12 protein-coding genes are annotated in these 18,182 nt (G+C 75.8%); 9 read left to right on the forward strand and 3 right to left on the reverse strand.

Going from position 1 to position 18,182, the window contains the following annotated elements:
• Positions 1-2 precede the first annotated feature (2 nt).
• The 6 genes from AB3388_RS14245 to AB3388_RS14270 all read left to right on the forward strand — a co-directional run bounded on the left by AB3388_RS14245 (position 3) and on the right by AB3388_RS14270 (position 9,619).
• Positions 3-1,046: an ABC transporter ATP-binding protein gene (locus tag AB3388_RS14245; RefSeq protein ID WP_495411465.1), complete on the forward strand. Its 1,044-nt coding sequence runs from the start codon at positions 3-5 to the stop codon at positions 1,044-1,046.
• Between the two features lie 55 nt (positions 1,047-1,101).
• A complete protein-coding gene (locus AB3388_RS14250) occupies positions 1,102-1,950 on the forward strand; it encodes an NTP transferase domain-containing protein (RefSeq protein ID WP_495411422.1) in 849 nt (282 codons plus the stop codon).
• A gap of 63 nt (positions 1,951-2,013) precedes the next feature.
• Positions 2,014-3,816 carry an aldehyde ferredoxin oxidoreductase family protein gene (locus AB3388_RS14255; RefSeq protein ID WP_495411423.1) on the forward strand — a complete coding sequence of 601 codons (1,803 nt, stop codon included), beginning with the start codon at positions 2,014-2,016 and terminating at the stop codon, positions 3,814-3,816.
• 10 nt (positions 3,817-3,826) lie between these two features.
• The gene (gene fdhF / locus AB3388_RS14260) at positions 3,827-6,685 is read left to right on the forward strand and encodes a formate dehydrogenase subunit alpha (RefSeq protein ID WP_495405935.1); all 2,859 of its coding nucleotides are present in this window, start codon (positions 3,827-3,829) and stop codon (positions 6,683-6,685) included.
• The gene (locus AB3388_RS14265) at positions 6,682-8,385 is read left to right on the forward strand and encodes an NAD(P)H-dependent oxidoreductase subunit E (RefSeq protein WP_495405936.1); all 1,704 of its coding nucleotides are present in this window, start codon (positions 6,682-6,684) and stop codon (positions 8,383-8,385) included. The genes fdhF and AB3388_RS14265 overlap by 4 nt, the downstream gene beginning before the upstream one ends.
• 7 nt (positions 8,386-8,392) lie before the next feature.
• Entirely contained in the window at positions 8,393-9,619 is a 1,227-nt protein-coding gene (locus tag AB3388_RS14270) for a molybdopterin molybdotransferase MoeA (protein ID WP_495405937.1), read from the forward strand.
• Between the two features lie 47 nt (positions 9,620-9,666).
• Here AB3388_RS14270 and AB3388_RS14275 read toward each other — a convergent pair whose 3' ends face one another.
• A complete protein-coding gene (locus tag AB3388_RS14275; RefSeq protein WP_495405938.1) occupies positions 9,667-10,029 on the reverse strand; it encodes a hypothetical protein in 363 nt (120 codons plus the stop codon).
• Between the two features lie 13 nt (positions 10,030-10,042).
• Between AB3388_RS14275 and AB3388_RS14280 the strand changes: the two genes are divergently transcribed.
• Positions 10,043-11,965, forward strand: a complete 1,923-nt coding sequence (locus AB3388_RS14280; RefSeq protein WP_495405939.1) for a molybdopterin biosynthesis protein — start codon at positions 10,043-10,045, stop codon at positions 11,963-11,965.
• A 128-nt stretch (positions 11,966-12,093) separates the two neighbouring features.
• Complete coding sequence (locus AB3388_RS14285) at positions 12,094-12,783, forward strand: phosphatase PAP2 family protein (protein ID WP_495405940.1); 690 nt, start codon at positions 12,094-12,096, stop codon at positions 12,781-12,783.
• 21 nt (positions 12,784-12,804) lie between these two features.
• On the opposite strand, the gene AB3388_RS14290 is transcribed toward AB3388_RS14285, so the two are convergent.
• The gene (locus AB3388_RS14290) at positions 12,805-13,458 is read right to left on the reverse strand and encodes a hypothetical protein (protein ID WP_495405941.1); all 654 of its coding nucleotides are present in this window, start codon (positions 13,456-13,458) and stop codon (positions 12,805-12,807) included.
• A 260-nt stretch (positions 13,459-13,718) separates the two neighbouring features.
• On the opposite strand from AB3388_RS14290, the gene AB3388_RS14295 reads away from it, so the two are divergent.
• Positions 13,719-16,976 (forward strand): ATP-binding protein, encoded by a 3,258-nt coding sequence (locus AB3388_RS14295; RefSeq protein ID WP_495405942.1) that lies wholly within the window; start codon positions 13,719-13,721, stop codon positions 16,974-16,976.
• Between the two features lie 26 nt (positions 16,977-17,002).
• On the opposite strand, the gene AB3388_RS14300 is transcribed toward AB3388_RS14295, so the two are convergent.
• Positions 17,003-18,178: an FAD binding domain-containing protein gene (locus AB3388_RS14300; RefSeq protein WP_495405943.1), complete on the reverse strand. Its 1,176-nt coding sequence runs from the start codon at positions 18,176-18,178 to the stop codon at positions 17,003-17,005.
• Positions 18,179-18,182: the final 4 nt, after the last annotated feature.

The following is an 18,182-nucleotide window of genomic DNA, read 5'->3' on the forward strand; positions in this document are numbered from 1 at the left end:
AGATGCTCGCCGTCCACGGCGTCACCCACCTGCGCGGCGGCCGTCCCGTGCTGGCCGTCGAGGAGCTCGCGGTGGCCCGCGGCGAGCGGATCGCCGTCCTCGGTCCGAACGGGGCCGGGAAGACGACGCTGCTGCGGTTGCTCGCCGCCGTCGAGACGCCCACCCGCGGCCGGGTCCTCGTCGACGGCCGCGATCCCGCCGCGCTGACCCGGCGCGAGCTGCTCGCGCTGCGCCGCTCCCTCAGCTACCTCACCCAGCGACCGGCGCTGCTGGCCGGCACCGTCGCCCGCAACGTCGAGCTGCCGCTGCGCTGGCGCCGGGTCGGCCGGACCCGGCGACGCGCCCGAGCAGGCGGGGCCCTCGACCGGCTGGGCATCGGTCACCTCGCGGAACGGCGCACGGACCGGTTGTCCGGAGGCGAGGCGCAGCGGGTCGCCCTTGCCCGCGCGCTGGTCACCGAACCGCAGCTGCTGCTGCTGGACGAACCCGCCAGCGCCCTCGACCCGGAGGCGCGCGCCGCCTTCCTGGCCGACGTCGAGCAGGCGCTCGCCGACCGCTCCGTGACCCTGGTGCACGTCACCCACCGGGCCGACGAGGCGCTGCGGTTCGCCGACCGCGTGGTCGTCCTCGTCGACGGGGCCGTCCGGCAGGCCGCGCCCGCGAGGGAGGTGCTGCGCGCACCCGTCGACGCGGCCGTCGCCCGGCTCGTCGGTTACGAGAACGTCCTCGACGTCACCGTCGATGACACCGGGCGGGTCCGGATCGGCAGCTGCGTGCTGCTCCGCGATCCCACCGCGACAGCCGGCGGCGCGCGGCTCGCGGCGTGGGCGACCGGCGTCGCCGTCCGGCCCACGGAGGGTCGGTCGGCCGCGCGCGTGGACTCGGTCCGGCAGGGCCCCGGCCGCTGGGAGCTGCGGCTGGACGCCGCCGGGCAGAGCGTCGTCGTGCACCTGCCGCCCGGCGCCGTCCCGCCCCGGCGGGGCGACGCCGTGACGCTGACCGTCGACCCCGGGTCGAGTCGGCTGCTGAGCGGCGGGAGCGGCTGAGGACCGTCGTCCGAAAGGGCGGTCCGGCGGCGCTTCAGCGGTCTAGCATCCCGGCATGGCCGAGCGGAGGGCCGGCGTCGTGCTCGCGGGCGGGCGCTCCTCCCGCATGGGTTCGCCCAAGTCGGCCCTGGAGTGGTACGGCTCGACGCTGCTCCGGCGGACGACGTCGATCGTGGCCCGCGCCGTCCCGGGGCCGGTGGTCGTGGTCGGCGCTCCCGGGCAGGAGCTGCCCGAGCTGCCGCGGTCCGTCGAGGTGCGCCGGGACCCGTCCGAGGGCCGCGGACCGCTGCAGGGCATCGCCGTGGGGCTCGCGGCGCTGGCAGAGCGGGCCGACGTCGCCTTCGTCTGCTCCACCGACCTGCCGTTCCTGCACCCGGCTTTCGTCCGCGCCGTGCTCGGCGCGGTCGGCCCGGACGTCGACGTCGCGCTGCCGGTGGCCCGCGGCTACCCCCAGCCGCTGGCCGCGGCCTACCGCACCGAGCTGGCGCCGCTGGTCGGCAAGCTGGTGGCGGCCGACCGGCTCCGGCCCGCGTTCCTGTTCGAGGAGTGCCGCACCGTCCGGCTGGGCGACGCCACGCTGCAGGGCGACCCGGCCGTGGCCGCTCTGGACCCCGACCTCGACTCCGTGGTGAACGTCAACGAGCCGGAGGACTACCGGACGGCCAGATCGCGTCCCGAGCCGCTGATCACCGTCGAGTGCTTCGGGACGGCGGCCAGCCGTGCGGGCGGCGGCGCGCGCACGGTGCGCGCGGCCACCCTGGCCCGGGCGGCGGCGGCGATCGACCTGCCCCTGGACCGGCACGTGCTCGCCGCGCTCAACGGCGAGCAGATCACCCGCGACGACTTTCTCCCGCTGGTCGCGGGCGACACCGTCACGTTCCTGTCCGCGGATGCCGGAGGGTGAGGCCCGCGATGCGCGACCACGACCACGTGCCGTTCCTCTCCTCGTCCGCCGGAGGCTGACGCGGTGCCGGGCGGCTACTTCGGTCGGGCGCTGCTCGTCGACGTCACGGACGGCGCGGCGGTCCCCGTCGAGCTGCCCGAACCGGTGCTGCGCGGCTACCTCGGCGGGGCGGGGCTGGGCACCTGGCTGCTGCTCCGGCTGGCCCCGGCCGGGGTGGAGCCCCTCTCCCCCGACGCCCCGCTGGCCTTCGTGTTCTCCCCCCTGGTCGGCACGCCGCTGACCACCAGCGCCAAGTTCGCCGTGGTCGCCAAGTCACCGCTGACCGGGATGCTCAACGACGCGCTGGCGTCCAGCCACTTCGCGATCTCCGGCAAGCTCACCGGCCACGACGCGATCGTGGTGCGCGGGCGGTGCGCCCGCCCGTCCGCCCTCCTCGTCGACGGCGCCGGCGCCCGCCTCGTGGACGCCGGCGACGTGTGGGGGCTGCCGGCCGCCGACGCCGAGCGGGCGCTCGTGGCCCGGCTCGGGCGCGGCTGGCGGGTCGCCGCGATCGGGCCGGCCGGGGAGCGCGGGGTCCGGTTCGCGACCCTGTCCCACGACGGGCGGCACGCCGGCCGCGGCGGCCTCGGGGCGGTGCTCGGGGCCAAGAACATCAAGGCGGTGGCGGTGCACGCCGCCACGAAGGTCGCCCCGGCCGACCCGGCCGCCGTCCTCGCCGCCGCCCGGGACCTGCGGGCCCGCTCCTTCGGCCCGGCCACCGCGAAGTACCGCGAGCTGGGCACGCTGGCCAACCTGCTGACGTTCAACGCGATCAGCACCCTGCCGACCCGCAACTTCACCGCCGCGACCTTCGCCGAGGCGCCCCGGCTCGCCGCCGAGGACCTCGCCGAGCTGCGCCGCGTGGCCCGCAACAGCTGCGCCTCCTGCACGATCGGCTGCGAGCACGTCTACCGCGCCCGCGGCGGGAAGACCGCGCGGGTGGAGTACGAGAACGTCTTCGCCCTCGGTCCGTTGTGCGGCGTCTCCGACCCCGACGACGTCCTCGCCGCGAGCGCGCGCTGCGACGAGCTCGGGCTCGACACGATCTCCGCCGGCGGCACCGTCGCCTGGGCGATGGAGTGCGCCGAGCGGGGCCTGCTCGACGCGCCGTGGCTGCGCTTCGGCGACGGCGCCGCCCTGCTGCGGGCGCTGGACGAGATCGGCCGGGGCGACGGCCTCGGCGCGCTCCTGGCCGAGGGCTCGCGGCGGGCCGCGGCCGAGGTCGGCGGCGGCTCGGAGGGGTTCGCGCTGCAGGTCAAGGGCCTCGAGCTGCCCGGCTACGAGCCGCGCACGCTGCAGGCGATGGCGCTCGGGCTGGCCGTGAACGCCCGCGGGGCCGACCACAACCGCTCCGGCGCCTACGAGGCCGACCTCTCCGGCGAGCTGGACCGGTTCGCCGGCGGGGAGGCGCACGTCCGCGCGACCGTCGAGACCGAGGACCGCGCCGCGGTCATGGACTCGCTGATCCTCTGCAAGTTCCTGCGCGGCGTCTTCACCGACCCCTTCGCGGAGTGGGCCGGGCTGCTGCGCACCGTCACCGGCTGGGACGTCGACGCCGCCGAGCTGCGCGCCACCGCGCGCCGGATCGTGCTGGCCAAGCGGGTGTTCAACCTCCGCGAGGGCTGGACCCCGGCCGACGACTGGCTGCCCGCCCGGCTGCTGCAGGAGCCGCTGACGCTCCGGTCGGGGCGGGTCGCGAGCCTGTCCGCGGAGACCCTGCGCGTCATGGTCGACGGCTACTGGGCCGCCCGGGGGCTCGACCCCGAGGGGCATCCCGCCCCGGACGCCACCGCCGACCTCCTGCTGACCGAGCCGGCCGCGATCTAGGAGAGAACGCATGGTCACCGTGTCGCCCCCCGAGCAGCTGACCCGCACCGTCACGCTCACCATCGACGGCCGCGAGGTCACCGCGCCCGAGGGCACCACGATCTGGACGGCGGCGCGCGATGCCGGCATCGACGTCCCCGTGCTGTGCCACGACGAGCGGTTCGACCCCGTCGGCGTGTGCCGCATGTGCGTCGTGGACGTCGGCGGCCGGGTCTACGCCGCAGCCTGCGTCCGCCCGTGCGAGGACGGCATGACCGTCGCCACCGCCACCCCCGAGGTGGAGCGGGCGCGCGCGGTGCTCACCGAGCTGCTCGTCGCCGACCAGCCGCCGCGCGAGCGCGACCCGAAGCAGACCACCACCGGCGACAACCTGCTGCTCGGCCTGGCCGACCGCTACGGCGTCTCCGCCGACGGCCGGCTGCCGCACGGCTACGGCCGCGGCACCGACCTGTCCAACCCGGTGATCGCCGTCGACCACGACGCCTGCATCCTCTGCGACCGCTGCGTGCGCGCCTGCGACGACGTCCAGGGCAACGACGTCATCGGCCGCAGCGGCAAGGGCTACACCACCCGGATCGCCTTCGACCTGGACGACCCGATGGGCGCCTCGTCCTGCGTCACCTGCGGCGAGTGCGTCTCGGCCTGCCCCACCGGGGCGCTGACCAACAAGCCCATCCACGACGTCCCGATCCGGCCCCGCACCGACCTGGACGCCGTCGACAGCGTCTGCCCCTACTGCGGGGTGGGCTGCGCGCTCACCTACTACGTCGACCGGGAGCGCGGCGCGATCGCCTACGCCGAGGGCCGCGACCAGCCCGGGTCGAAGGGCCGGCTCTGCGTCAAGGGCCGCTACGGCTGGGACTACGCCGCCTCGCCCCAGCGGCTCACCACACCGCTGATCCGGCGGGCGGACTCCTATCCCAAGGGGCCGCTCACCGCCGAGGTCAGAGGCGAGGAGGAGGTCGGGCGCAAGGGCCGCAAGGGGCGCAGACCCGGCGGGCTGGTGCCGATGGAGGAGGTGCTGCCGCACTTCCGCGAGGCCACCTGGGACGAGGCGCTCGACCTCGTCGCCCGCCGGCTCACCGAGATCCACGCCGACGGCGGGCCGGCCGCGATCGCCGGGTTCGGCTCGGCGAAGTGCTCGAACGAGGAGGCCTACCTCTTCCAGAAGCTGATCCGCACCGGCTTCCACACCAACAACGTCGACCACTGCACCCGGCTCTGCCACGCCTCGAGCGTCGCGGCCCTGTTCGAGGGCATCGGCTCCGGCGCGGTCTCGACCACCTACGGCGACGTCGTCAACGCCGACGTCGCGATCGTCGCGGGCAGCAACGCCCCGGCCAACCACCCGGTGGCCTCGTCGTTCTTCAAGCAGGCCCAGCGTTCCGGCACGACGATCGTCTACGTCGACCCCCGGGCCGACCGGATGTCCGAGCACGCCGACCTGTTCTGCCAGCTCAAGCCGGGCACCGACGTCGCGTTCTACAACTCGGTGATGCACGAGGTGATCCGCCTCGGGCTGGTCGACGCCGACTACGTCGCCGCCCGCACCTCCAACTTCGAGGCGCTGGCCGCCACGGTGGCCGACTACCCGCCGGAGCGCGGCGAGCAGATCACCGGCGTGCCGGCCGACGCGATCCGCCGGGTGGCCCGGATCTGGGGCGAGGCCCGCGCCGGGATCATCTTCTGGGGCATGGGGATCTCCCAGCACACCACCGGCACCGACAACGCCCGCTGCCTGATCGCCATGTGCGCCATCACCGGCAACGTCGGCAAGCCGGGCAGCGGGCTGCACCCGCTGCGCGGGCAGAACAACGTGCAGGGCGCCTCGGACATGGGCCTGATCCCGATGTTCTACCCGGACTACCAGCGCGCCGCGGAGCCCGACGTCCACGACCGCTTCGAGCGGGTCTGGGGCACCGACCTCGATCCGACACCCGGGCTGACGGTCACCGAGATCGTCGCCTCGGCGCTCAAGGGCGGCGTCCGCGGGATGTACATGATGGGCGAGAACCCGTTCCTGTCCGACCCGAACATCAACAAGGTCCGCAAGGCGCTCGCGGCGCTGGAGTTCCTCGTGGTGCAGGACATCTTCCTGACCGAGACCTGCGAGTTCGCCGACGTCATCCTCCCGGCGACCTCCTACCTGGAGAAGGACGGCACCTACACGAACACCGACCGCCGGGTGCAGCTCGGCCGCAAGGTGCTCGACCCGCCCGGGCAGGCCCGCGAGGACTGGCGCGTGGTGCAGGACATCGCGAACCGCGTCGGGCTGGACTGGGACTACGGCTCCCCGCGGGAGATCTTCGACGAGGTCGTCTCGCTCATGCCGAGCTACCGCAACCTCAGCTACGACAACCTCGGCGGCACCGGCAAGCTCTACCCGAACGACGACCCCGAGCACAGCGACGGCACCGTCGTGATGTTCGACGAGCGGTTCAACACAGGCGACGGCCTGGCGCACCTGGTGCCGGCCGAATGGCTGCCCGCCAGGGAGCTCCCCGACGACGAGTACCCGATCGTGCTCAACACCGGCCGGCTGCTCGAGCACTGGCACACCGGCTCGATGACCCGCCGCTCGTACGCGCTGGACACGATCGCGCCCCGCGCCGAGGTCTACGTCAACCCCGAGGACGCCGCCCGGCTGCGGCTGACCGACGGCGGGATGGCGCGGGTGACCTCCCGGCGCGGCCGGATCGAGCTGCACGTGAAGGTCTCCCACCGCGAGGCGCGCGGCAACTGCTTCATCCCGTTCCACTTCCGGGAGGCGGCGGCCAACCTGCTGACCATCGACGAGATCGACCCGTTCGGGAAGATCCCCGAGTTCAAGTTCTGCGCGGTCCGCATCGAGCCGGTGGAGGGCCGGTGACCGCCCGGCAGGACCGCGTTCCCGGCGTGGAGGCCCGCGCGGGGAAGTTCCCCGGCCCCTCGCTGATCCCCGCGCTCAACCTCATCCAGGAGCGCCGGGGCTGGCTGCCCCGCGAGGAGCTCGAGGCGCTGTCCCGCGACACCCGGCGGCCGCTCTACGAGATAGAGGGGCTGATCTCGTTCTACCCGCACTACCGCACCGAGCCCCCGCCACCGGTCGCCGTCCACGTCTGCCACGACCTGGCGTGCTGGCTGCAGGGCGGCCAGGCGCGCATCGAGGAGGTGCGGGAGCGGTACGCCGGCGACCCGGACGTCGAGGTCGTCGAGGTGTCCTGCCTCGGCCGCTGCGACGTCGCCCCGGCCGTGGCGGTGAACGAGCAGCCGGCCGCCGCGGACGCGACCGGCGTGCTGGTCGCCGCCGCCCGCGCCGGGGCCCTGCCCGAGGCCCCGGCAGCGCGGCCCGGCCCCGACGGCCGCGGCGGCCCGTGGCCCAACGACCCGTACGGGCCCGGTGAGCCCCGGTACCGGGTGCTCCGCTCGCTGCTCGCGGGCGAGCGCACCGCCGACGCCGTCGTCACGGCGCTGAAGGAGGCGGAGCTGCGCGGCATGGGCGGCGCCGGGTTCCCCACCGGTCGCAAGTGGGAGCTCGTCGCAGCGCAGCCGCCCGGGACGAAGTACGCGATCTGCAACGCCGACGAGTCCGAGCCCGGCACGTTCAAGGACCGGCAGATCCTCGCCGAGCAGGCGCACCTCGTGCTCGAGGGCCTGCTGCTCGGCATGGTGGTCGTGGGGGCCGAGGAGGGCTGGGTCTTCATCCGCCACGAGTACGGCCCCGAGCGGGCGGTGCTGGCCGAGGAGATCGAGACCCTCCGCGCCGAGGGCCTGCTCGGCGACGACGTCGCGGGCAGCGGACGACGGCTGTCCGTGGAGATCTTCACCTCTCCCGGCGGCTACATCCTGGGCGAGGAGTCGGCGCTCATCGAGTGCATGGAGGGCCACCGCGGCGAGCCGCGGAACAAGCCGCCGTTCCCCGGCACCTACGGCCTGTGGGGGCGCCCCACGCTGATGAACTCGGTGGAGACGCTCGCCGACGTCCCGGTCATCGTCGAGCGCGGCGCCGCCTGGTGGCGGGACCAGGGCGTCGGCGGGTGGACCGGCCTGAAGTTCTTCGCCGTCTCCGGGCACGTGGGCCGGCCGGGCGTGTACTGCGTGCCGATGGGCACTCCCATCCGGGACCTGCTGGAGGCGGCCGGCGGCGTGGCCGACGGCGCCGAGCTCGCGGCCATGCAGCCCGGCGGCGCCTCCTCCAACTTCCTCGGACCCGACCGGCTCGACGTCGGCCTCCACTTCGACACCCTCGCCGACGCCGGATCGATGCTCGGCTCGGGCGCCGTGGTGGTGATGGCCGAAGGCACCGACCTGCTGGCCGCCGCCACCAACGTGCTGCGCTTCTTCCGCGACGAGTCGTGCGGCAAGTGCGTCCCGTGCCGGGTCGGCTCGGCGAAGGCGCACGCCCTGCTCACCGCGGCGCAGGCCGACGGCGGCCTGGACGAGCAGCGGCGGGCGACCCTGCTCGAGCTGGAGACGGTGCTGCGGCGGACGTCGATCTGCGGGCTCGGGCAGGTCGCGCTGGGCCCGGTCGTCAGCGTGCTGGGGCAGGAGCGCGGCGGCACGGCGGCCCGGCCGCAGCCCCGCGGATAGCACGGCCGTGCCGGGGCACGAGTTCTTCACCGCGCTGACCGTGGCCGAGGCCCTCCGGGGCTTCCGGCCGGGGCGGCGCACGGCCGCCGAGGTGGTGCCCCTCGACGCGGCGCTGCACCGCGTGCCGAGCGCGCCGGTCACGGCCGGCGCCGCGCTGCCCGGCTTCGCCCGGGCGACCGTCGACGGGTTCGCCGTCCGCGCCGCGGACACGTTCGGCGCGTCGGAGGGGCTGCCGGGCTACCTGGACGTGGTCGGCGCGGTACGCATGGGCGCCGAGCCCACGACCTCCGTCCGGCCGGGCACCGCGGTGGCCATCCCGACCGGCGGCGCGCTGCCGCCCGGCGCCGACGCCGTCGTGATGGTCGAGTACACGCAGGAGGCCATGCCCGGGACGATCGAGGTGGTGCGCCCGGTCGCGCCGGGCGACGGCCTGGTGCGGGCCGACGAGGACGCCGCGCCCGGCGCCGAGCTGGTGCCGGCCGGGCGGCCGCTGCGCGCCCAGGACCTCGGCCTGCTCGCCGCCGCGGGCGTGACCGAGCTCCCCGTGCACGCGCGGCCCTCGGTGGCCATCGTGTCCACCGGGGACGAGGTCGTGCCGGCCGCGACGGCGCGGCTGCTCCCGGGCCAGGTGCGCGACGCCAGCGCGGTCGCCCTGGCCGGGCTGGTCGCCGACGCCGGCGGCGTCCCCCGGCCGTGGGGCATCGTCCCGGACGACGCGCGGGCCCTGGACGAGGCGCTGCGCAAGGCCGTCGCCGCCTGCGACCTCGTCGTGGTCAGCGCCGGCTCCTCCGTGGGCGCCCGCGACGAGACCGCCGGGGTCGTCGCCGGCCTGGGACCGCCCGGCGTCTTCTGCCACGGGCTGGCCGTCCGGCCCGGCAAGCCGACCCTGCTCGCCGAGTGCGACGGCGTGCCGGTCATCGGGCTGCCGGGCAATCCGCTGTCGGCGCTGGTGGTGTTCCGGCTGGTCGGCGTGCCGGTGCTCCGCCTGGTCGGCGGGTGCCTGCACCCACCGCCGGAGCCGTGCACGCGTGCGCGGCTGGCCCGCGACGTGCCGTCCGCCGCCGGCCGGCTCGACGTCGTCCAGGTGCGCCTGCACGACGGGGTGGCCGAGCCGATCTTCGGTCACTCCGCGCTGCTGTCGGTGCTGGCCGCCGCGGACGGCTACGTCGTCGTACCCGAAGCCGCCACCGGGCTGCCCGCCGGCACGGAGGTCGAGGTGGTGCTCTACGCCTAGCAATGGGTGTGCTGTGTCCTGACGTCGCTGGCACGCCATGGCGGCACCTACCGTGCGGGGCGGGGGTCCTCCGGCGTCAGTCCGGCGCGGCGGCGAATGTCCGCGAGAGCATCTCGCGGGATGTCCTCGGGGGCTACCCGCTGGAGATCCCCTGGCGCGAATACGCCAAGACCAGCGCCCGCCTGGGCAACCAACAGCCCGCCGACGGGCAGACTTTCCCCGACCATGCCGAAAGGCGGATTGCCGTCCGCCCGATCGTGAGCGTGCGCGAGGATCCGCACGTAGTCCCCCTGCTCCAGGGTGGCTCGCTCGCCGCCGCCTGGCTCGACCACGTCGCGCAGGGTAACGCTCGGTCGGTCCGCCACCCAGTGGCAGCTCTGCGTCGTCGACAACGCCATGAACCGGTGCACCTAGGTTGGCACCGTGACGACTAGCCCGTTCATCCGCGACGTGCCCGCGGAGCAGGCCCTCGAGGCGTGGCGGCGGGCCTGCGCGGCCGGCGGCTGCCCCGAGCGGGTGGCGGCCGTGCGGGTGGGCCTGGCCGACGCCGTGGGTCGGGTGACCGCCGAGGCGGTGTGGGCCCGGCGCTCCTCCCCCGCCTTCGACGCGGCCGCGATGGACGGCATCGCGGTCTCCGCCGCCGCCACGGTGGGCGCGAGCGAGACCACGCCCCTGCGCCTGCCGCCGGACGCCTACGACGTCGTCGACACCGGGGATCCGCTGCCGCCCGGCCGGGACGCGGTGGTCATGCGCGAGCAGGTGCACCACGAGCCGACGCCGGCCGGCCCGGTCGCCGAGCTGCGCGCCGCCGTGCCGCCCTACCAGCACGTGCGCTCCGTCGGCGAGGACGTGGCCGCCGGTGAGCTGCTGCTGCCCGAGGGGCACCGGCTGCGGGCGGTCGACGTGGCCGCGGCCGCCGCGGCGGGCGCCGCCGATCTGCTGGTCCGCCGGGCTCCCGTCGTGCACGTGCTGCCGACCGGTGACGAGATCCGGCCGCTCGGGGCGGACGTCGAGCCCGGTCAGATCCCGGACACCAACTCCCTCATGCTGGCCGCCCAGGCGCGGGAGGCCGGCTGCGAGGCCGTCGTGCTGCCGATCGAGCCGGACGACCCGGCCCGCATCGCCGCGGCCCTGCGCGCCGCGGCCGCGGCGGCCGACCTGGTCCTGGTGGTCGCCGGGTCCAGCCGCGGCCGCGACGACCACACCGCCTCGGTCGTCGAGCAGGCCGGCACGCTCGCCGTGCACGGTGTCGCCGTCCGCCCGGGCCATCCGGTGGTCCTCGGCGTCGTCGACGGCACGCCCGTGGTGGGCTGCCCGGGCTATCCGGTGTCGGCGGCGCTGACGTTCGACATCTTCGCCGCGCCGGTGCTGGCCGGGCTGCAGGGCGCGGTGGTGCAGCGCCGCCCGGTCACCCGGGCCCGGCTGGCCCGCAAGCTCGCCTCCGTGGTCGGGATGGACGACTGGATCCGGGTCCGGCTGGGCCAGGTGGCCGGCCGGGTGGTGGCGACGCCGCTGTCCCGCGGCGCCGGGGTGCTCACCTCCCTCGTCCGGGCCGACGGGCTGCTCGTCGTGCCCGCGGGGACCGAGGGTCACCAGGCCGGGGAGGACGTCGACATCGAGCTGCTGCGCGGCCTGGACGAGATCCGGCGCACGATCGTGGTCATCGGCTCGCACGACCTGGTGCTCGACCTGGCCGCGTCCGAGCTGCGCCGCCGCGACCCGCGGATCAGCCTGGCCTCCTCCAACGTCGGCTCGCTGGGCGGGCTGGTCGCCGTCCGGGACGGGCTGTGCCACCTGGCCGGATCGCACATCCTGGACCCGGCGTCCGGCCAGTACACGCTGCCCTACGTCGACCGGCTGCTGGCCGGGCAGGACGTCGCCGTCGTCCGCCTGGTCCACCGCGAGCAGGGGCTGATCGTCGCGCCGGGCAACCCCCTGGGGCTGGAGGACGTCAAGGACCTCACCCGCCGCGGCGTCCGGTACGTGAACCGGCAGCGCGGCGCCGGCACCCGGGTGCTGCTCGACCACGAGCTCGGCCGCCGCGGCCTGTCCCCCGACGACATCGAGGGCTACGCCCGCGAGGAGCACACCCACCTCGCGGTGGCGGGTGCCGTCGCCGCCGGCCGGGCCGACTGCGGGCTGGGCATCCTCGCCGCGGCCCGGGCCTACGGGCTGGACTTCGTGCCGGTGACGACCGAGCCGTACGACCTCGTCGTGGCCGCCGGCCTGCTCGACGACCCCCTGCTCGCCCCGCTGTGGGAGTTGATGGGGTCGGCCGCGTTCCGCTCGGCGGTGGAGGGCCTGGGCGGCTACGGCACCGCGGAGACGGGCGTCCGGATCCGATAGGGCCGGCGAGGGGGCCGGATCACCGGAGACGGCGCGAGACTGCCGGCGGCGCTCGCACGGCCGGCTCGTGAGGCGCTGGGGCCGCCACGGCGTCACCATCAGGGCGTGCCCGACGTCGCACTCCTGAGATGACCCCCGCCCGGAGGGCGCCGGTCCGCCGGCTGGTCGTTCCGGCGGCGGTGCTGGCCGTGCTGTTCGCGGGCCTGCTCGTCTGGGTGGCGCTGAACCACGGCCGCCCGCTGAGCTGGGACGCAGCGCTGCATGCCGTGGCGCTGCGGGACCGCGCGAAGCCGCTGACCGCGGCGGCGAGGCCGGTCAGCGTGGGAGTCGAGGTGGTGGCCTACACCCTCTCCGCCGTGGGCGGTGTGCTGGTGCTGCGCCGGAGGTCATGGTGGCTCGGCGCCCTGGCGGGTGTCGGCGTCCTCGTGGTCGGGCAGGTGCTGCGGGTGGGCCTGGCCGCCCTCGTCGCGCGGGACCGCCCACCCCGGGCGGACTGGGCGGCGACCGCTGCCGGGTACTCCTTCCCGTCCGGACACACCGTGAGCGCGACGCTGGCCGCCGGGCTGCTCTGCCTCGGCCTGCTCCGCGCCGCCCACCGCGCGTGGCGGATCGCCGGGATCGCCGTGGCGCTGTGCTGGGCGGTCCTCGACGGCGTCAGCCGCGTCTACCAGGGCGTGCACTGGCCCAGCGACGTCCTGGCGGGGTGGCTCTTCGGCGGCATGCTGATCCTGCTGGTCGCCGCGCTCCTGGCCACGGACCGGGTCGCCGCATGGGCGGCCGGCGAGCCGCGGCGCTCACCGCAGCCCGCACGGCGATAGCCGGCCGAGCTCACGCCGCGGTCACGGAAGGCGGGACTCGAAGGCATCTCGCAGGATCGACCGCGCCGTGGCCGGGTCCGCCGCGGCCGCGGCCGAGCAGAGGACCGTGCCCGGGGCCACCCGCCGCCACCACGGGCCCTCGACGTCGAGCACCATCACGGTGCCCCGCACCTCCCCCTGGCTCACCCCGCGCTCGGCGGCGACGCGCTCCGCGGTGTCCCTGACCGTCGCCCACGGGAAGTGCACCTCCCCGGGGAGCCGGGACGGACTGCTCGGGCCGGCGTCGACCCAGCGACGCGCCTCCGGGTAGAGCCGGAGGGCCACCTCACGCAGGGCCCGCCGGTCGGCGAGCGACCGGAACTCCGGCGGGTCCCAGACCCGCCCCAGGTCCTCGGCCCACGCCCAGAGCGACGAGTCGTCGTCCGCGTCCGGCTGGTCCCGCCTCTCCGCCTCGAGCAGCGCCTGCCACCAGCCGGCCCACTCCCGGCCGGCTCGCCGGCGCCGGTCGTCGTCCAGGATCGGGACGCCGGGCGGCGGCAGCCCGACGAGGCGGGGCGGGGCGTCGACCTCCGCCGGCACCTCGAGGGCCGCGACGTCCCGGATGTGGAGCAGGACGTGCGCCCGGTCCCCCTCGGTCTCGGTGAGCTGCCACGACGGGGATCCGACCAGCTTCACGGGCGTCCCTTCCGGGGGGCGGGACCGACGAACGCCTCCAGCCAACACCCGCCGGCGCGTGATCACCACGGGTCCACGCGACCGCGACCGGCACTGCCCGGCGCGGGGACCTTGGCCTCTCGGACGGCCGACCCGCGCTGAGGATGCTCGGTCCCGGGTACACCCCGGAAGCGGCTGGAGGGGCTCGACGACGTGGCGGCGACGTTGGTATCGGTGCATCGGGAGCCGACACCGAGCCGGCGAAGCCGGGGCGGGCGCCGGTGACCGCGGTCGAGCTGTCGGCCGAGACGCGGCTGAGCCGCCTGCTCGAGCGGTTGCTCACCGCGGCGGAGACCGCGCAGGCGGCCGGCGATCTCGAGCAGGCCCGCGCCACCGCCGAGGAGGTGCGCGCCGTCGATCCGGACAACCGGCGCGCCGGGGTCCTCCTGGAGCAGGTGGCGGCCCGCCGGCTCGGCCCGTCCGGGGAGCGGGCACTGATGACGCTGCTGTTCTCCGACCTGGTCGGCTCCACGCTGCTCTCCGAGCAGCGGGAGCCCGAACAGCTGCGGGACCTGTTCACCTTCTACCGCTCGGCGGCCCGAACAGCGGTGACCCGGTACAGCGGGTCCGTCCTGCAGTACGTCGGCGACGGCATCCTGGCCGCGTTCGGCCACCCGGACCCGCACGAGGACGACGCCCGCCGTGCCGTGTTCGCCGGCCTGGACCTGGTCGTGGCCGTGCGCGATGCCCGGGCCGAGCTCGACCGCCGCTTCGGCGTCGCCCCGGAGGTGCGGGTCGGGATCCACACCGGCCGGGTGGTGGTGACCGGCCCCGGTTCGGACAGCTCGGCGGCCGGGCGGGAGGCGGTGGTCGGCCTCGTGCCCAACCTCGCCGCACGGATCCAGCAGGCCGCCGAGCCGGGCACGGTGGTGATCAGCGACGTCACCCAGCAGCTGGTCGATGCCGACTTCTTCCTGCACTCACTCGGCGAGCACCAGCTGAAAGGCATCAGTCGCCCGGTCGAGGCCTTCGCCGTGGAGCGTCCCCGCTACGCCGCGGCCCGGTTCCAGGCCGACCGCTACCGGAAGGCAGGCTTCGTCGGTCGCGAGGAACCCCGCACCCTGCTGCTCTCGGCGTGGGACGCGGTGCGGCGGCACACCGAGCGGCCCGCCCCCTTCCTCGTCGTCGGCGAGGCGGGCATCGGCAAGTCCCGGCTGGTGGTGGAGGTCCTCGACCGGGTGGAGGCCAGCGGCGGCCGGGTGCTGGGAGTCGCCTGCCTGCCCTACTACGCCAACATCTCGCTGTGGCCCATCGCGCGGCTGCTCGAGCGCATGCTCAGCCGGGTGGGTGAGGGCGCCGACCGGCTCCGGTGGCTGGTCGGCGACCTCCGCTCGCTCGGGCTGGACCCGGCGTCGATGATCCCGTTCCTCGCTCCGCTGGTCGGTGTCCCCGCGTCCGACGAGTACCCGGCTCCCGACCTGGACCCGGGCGCCGTCCTCGACGAGACGCTCGACCGCCTCGTGGACTGGCTGGCCGCCCTCGCCACCCGGACGCCCCACCTGTTCGTCTTCGAGGACGTGCACTGGGCCGACCCCTCCACGCTCGACTTCCTGGGCCGCCTCGCCGAGCGGCGGCTCCCGGGGGTCCTCGCGGTGGCCACCGTCCGGGACGACGCCGCCGTCCCCTGGCGGGACGCCGCGCGCGTGGTCCGGCTCGGCCGGCTCGACGAGCCGGCCGCCGCACGGCTCGTCGACAACCTCGCGGCCGGTAGGGCGCTGAGCGACGAGCAGCGGGCGGCGATCATCGGGCAGGCCGAGGGGATCCCGCTGTTCGTCGAGGAGCTGACCCGCTCCGCCCTCCAGGAGCGAGGCAGCGAACCGATCCCGCTGCGGTTGCAGGAACTGCTCACCTGGCGGCTCAAGACCCCGGGGGTCGACCTCCGCGTGGTGCAGGTCGCGGCCACCGTCGGCCCGACCTTCGACTCGGCCGCCGTCGCCGCGGTGATCGGCGACAAGGAGGCCGTCACAGCTCAGCTCCGCGTGCTCAGCGCCGCGGGCCTCATCGAGCCGGCCGGCCTCGCCCCGGGCTTCTACCGCTTCCGCCACTCGCTGATGCGCGACGCCGCCTACGAGACCCAGGTCCTCGAGCTGCGCCGCCGGACGCACGCCGCCGTGGCCGGCGCCCTCGCCGCGCTCGGCGCCGAGCCGGCGCTCGTCGCCCAGCACCTGGACCTCGCCGGAGCCCCCGAGCGCGCCGCCGACCGCTACCTCGAAGCCGCCCGCCGGGAACAGGGGCGCGGGGCGCACGCCGAGGCCACCAGGCTGGTCTCCCGGGGCCTGGAGCTGGTGGCGACCCTGCCTGCCTCCGACGCCCGCGACCAGCGCGAGCTCACCGCCCGGATGCTGCGCGGGCTCTCCCTCAGCTCGATGCACGGCTTCTTCTCCCCCGACATCGAGGCGGACTACCGACGCGCTCAGGAGATCGCCACCCGGCTCGGGCGCCCCGAGGTGCTCCCCGCACTGATCGCCCTCTGGGCGTACTGGATCGCCAGTGCCGAGCTGACCACGGCCGGCGACGTGCTCGACCAGCTCACCGCGATGGTCCGCGAGCCGGCCTTCGCCTCGTTCGAGCCGGAGGTGCTGGGCTGCAGGGGCTACCACGACTTCAAGCGGGGACGGTTCACCTCGGCGCAGGAGCACCTGCAGCGGGCGCTGACCGCCATCGCCGCCCGCCCCGCCGAGCAGCGCGTCTCCCCCCTGTGGCCGCTGCCCAACGACCCGATCGCGGGCGGGGCCGCCGCCCTGGCGGCGGTGTGCGCTGCCCGCGGAGAGCTGGACGAAGCCGAGCGCCGGCAGCAGGAGGCCCTCCGGCGGGCGGACGAGATCGGGTCCCCGCGAGGTCCGTACAGCCTCGCCCACGTCAAGTCCACCTTCGCCACCTGGATCCAGCACCTCCTCGGCGACGACGAGGCGGCGCAGCGACTCGGCGCGGAGGCGGTCGCCATCGCCCGGGAGCACGGCTACGTCATCTGGTCGGCGTTCGGCGCCGCCTGGGCGGCGACCGGCACGCCCGGCGGCGCACCGGACCGCGATTTCCTCGAGCAGATCCTCGAGTCCCTGGCGCAGATGGGCCAGCAGGGCTACTTCCCCGGTCTCCTGGGCCGCCTGGCCCAGCTGGATGCGGCGGCCGGTGACCGGGAGCGGGCGAGCCGGCACCTGGCCCAGGCCTTCGAGCGGGTCCACCGGAGCGGCGAGGAGCTCGACCTGCCCGAACTGCTCCGCCGGCGCGCCCTGTTCGCGCTGGCCTGGGGCGAGGATGCCGACGGGGCGGTGGCCGACCTGATCGAGGCGGTGCGGATCGCGACCGGGCAGGGCGCCCGGGTGTCCCGGCTCCGCGCCGCGCTCGAGCTCGCCCGCCTGCCGGAGGCGAGCCGGCCGGAGCAGTGGCGGACCGTCCTCGCGCAGGCGCGGGAGGACATGCCCCCCTCGACCGTTCTCGCCGAGACCGCAGCCGCCGATGACCTCCTGGTGCGTGCGTAGCGCATCGCCCTCGGGGCCGCCCTGGCTCAGCGCCCGGGCCCGTGCAGGCCGAAGATGAGCCGCTCGTCGCCCGGGCGGAAGCCGCCGGTGAACTGTGAGCTGTCGCCGATCTCCCGCGTCCGGGCGAGCAGGGCCGACCCGAGGGCCAGTTGCTCCGCCTCCCAGGCCACGAGGGCGGCCGGCACCTCGCCGCCGGTGGCCTGGAGGTGCCGGGCCAGCACCCAGCCGTCCTCGGCCGCCTTGGCCGTCCCGGCGGCGGCATGGGGGCGGACGGCGAAGGCCGCATCTCCGATCAGGCAGGCCCGCCCGCTCACCATGCGCGGGACCTCGATGTCGAAGACCGCCTGCACGAACGGCTCGGCGACCGCGGCGACGACCTCGCGGATGGCCGGCGCCAGACAGTCCTCGGCGAGCGCGCGCATCCCCCCGACGACCTCCTCGCGGGCGGCTCCGGGCGGCAGCGAGACGCTGCGCCGCTGCCCGGTGCGGTCGGTGAGCAGGCAGCCCAGGTCCTCGGCGGCGACGTTGCGGTACCAGACCATGTTCATCAGCCGCCGGCCCTCGTCGAGCGCGCCGTCCGGACCCGGGATCGGGTAGACCAGGATGTGGCTGCCCGGCAGCAGTTGGTAGGTCAGGGCGTCGTGCAGCGCGTCGAACGCGGCCGGCCCGAGCGCCGCCTCGGGGACGACGCCGCGCCACGCGACGTACCCGGCGTAGCGCGGGGCCGCGTCCGGCACCAACGCCGCCCGGCCGACGGAGTTGATCCCGTCGGCGCAGACCAGGAGGTCCGCCCGGGTCTGCCCGCCGTCGGCGAAGCGCACCGTGACCCCGTCCGCCCCACTGGTGAACGACGTCATCTCCCGGCCGAGCAGGTAGCGACCGGGGTCGAAGGCGTCCAGCAGCGTCCGGTAGATCGTGTTCCACGAGGAGAAGCGGTAGGTGTGTCGCTGCTCGTGGCGGATCGAGCCGTCCCTCTCCAGGAACCGGATCCAGCCGGTGCGCGCGCAGATCCGCTCGGCCGGGATGCCCAGCCGCTCGGTCGGATAGCGCAGCGTCTCGGGCAGGACGGCGATCCCGGCGCCGCGGGCCTCCAGCGCCGACGACGACCGCTCGTGGACCGTGACGTCGCAGCCGATGTCGCGCAGGACGAGCGCCGCGGTCAGCCCGCCGAGCGAGCCGCCGACCACCGCGACCGTGGGCATGCCG

Source organism: Geodermatophilus sp. SMS 5-13, assembly GCF_059428245.1.

Bases quoted from the DNA above. Each gene is read 5' to 3' on its own strand.
- AB3388_RS14245 (WP_495411465.1), top strand. From the start codon at position 3: ATGCTCGCCGTCCACGGCGTCACCCACCTGCGCGGCGGCCGTCCCGTG.
- AB3388_RS14250 (WP_495411422.1), top strand. From the start codon at position 1,102: ATGGCCGAGCGGAGGGCCGGCGTCGTGCTCGCGGGCGGGCGCTCCTCC.
- fdhF (WP_495405935.1), top strand. From the start codon at position 3,827: ATGGTCACCGTGTCGCCCCCCGAGCAGCTGACCCGCACCGTCACGCTC.
- AB3388_RS14285 (WP_495405940.1), top strand. From the start codon at position 12,094: ATGACCCCCGCCCGGAGGGCGCCGGTCCGCCGGCTGGTCGTTCCGGCG.
- AB3388_RS14300 (WP_495405943.1), bottom strand. From the start codon at position 18,178: ATGCCCACGGTCGCGGTGGTCGGCGGCTCGCTCGGCGGGCTGACCGCG.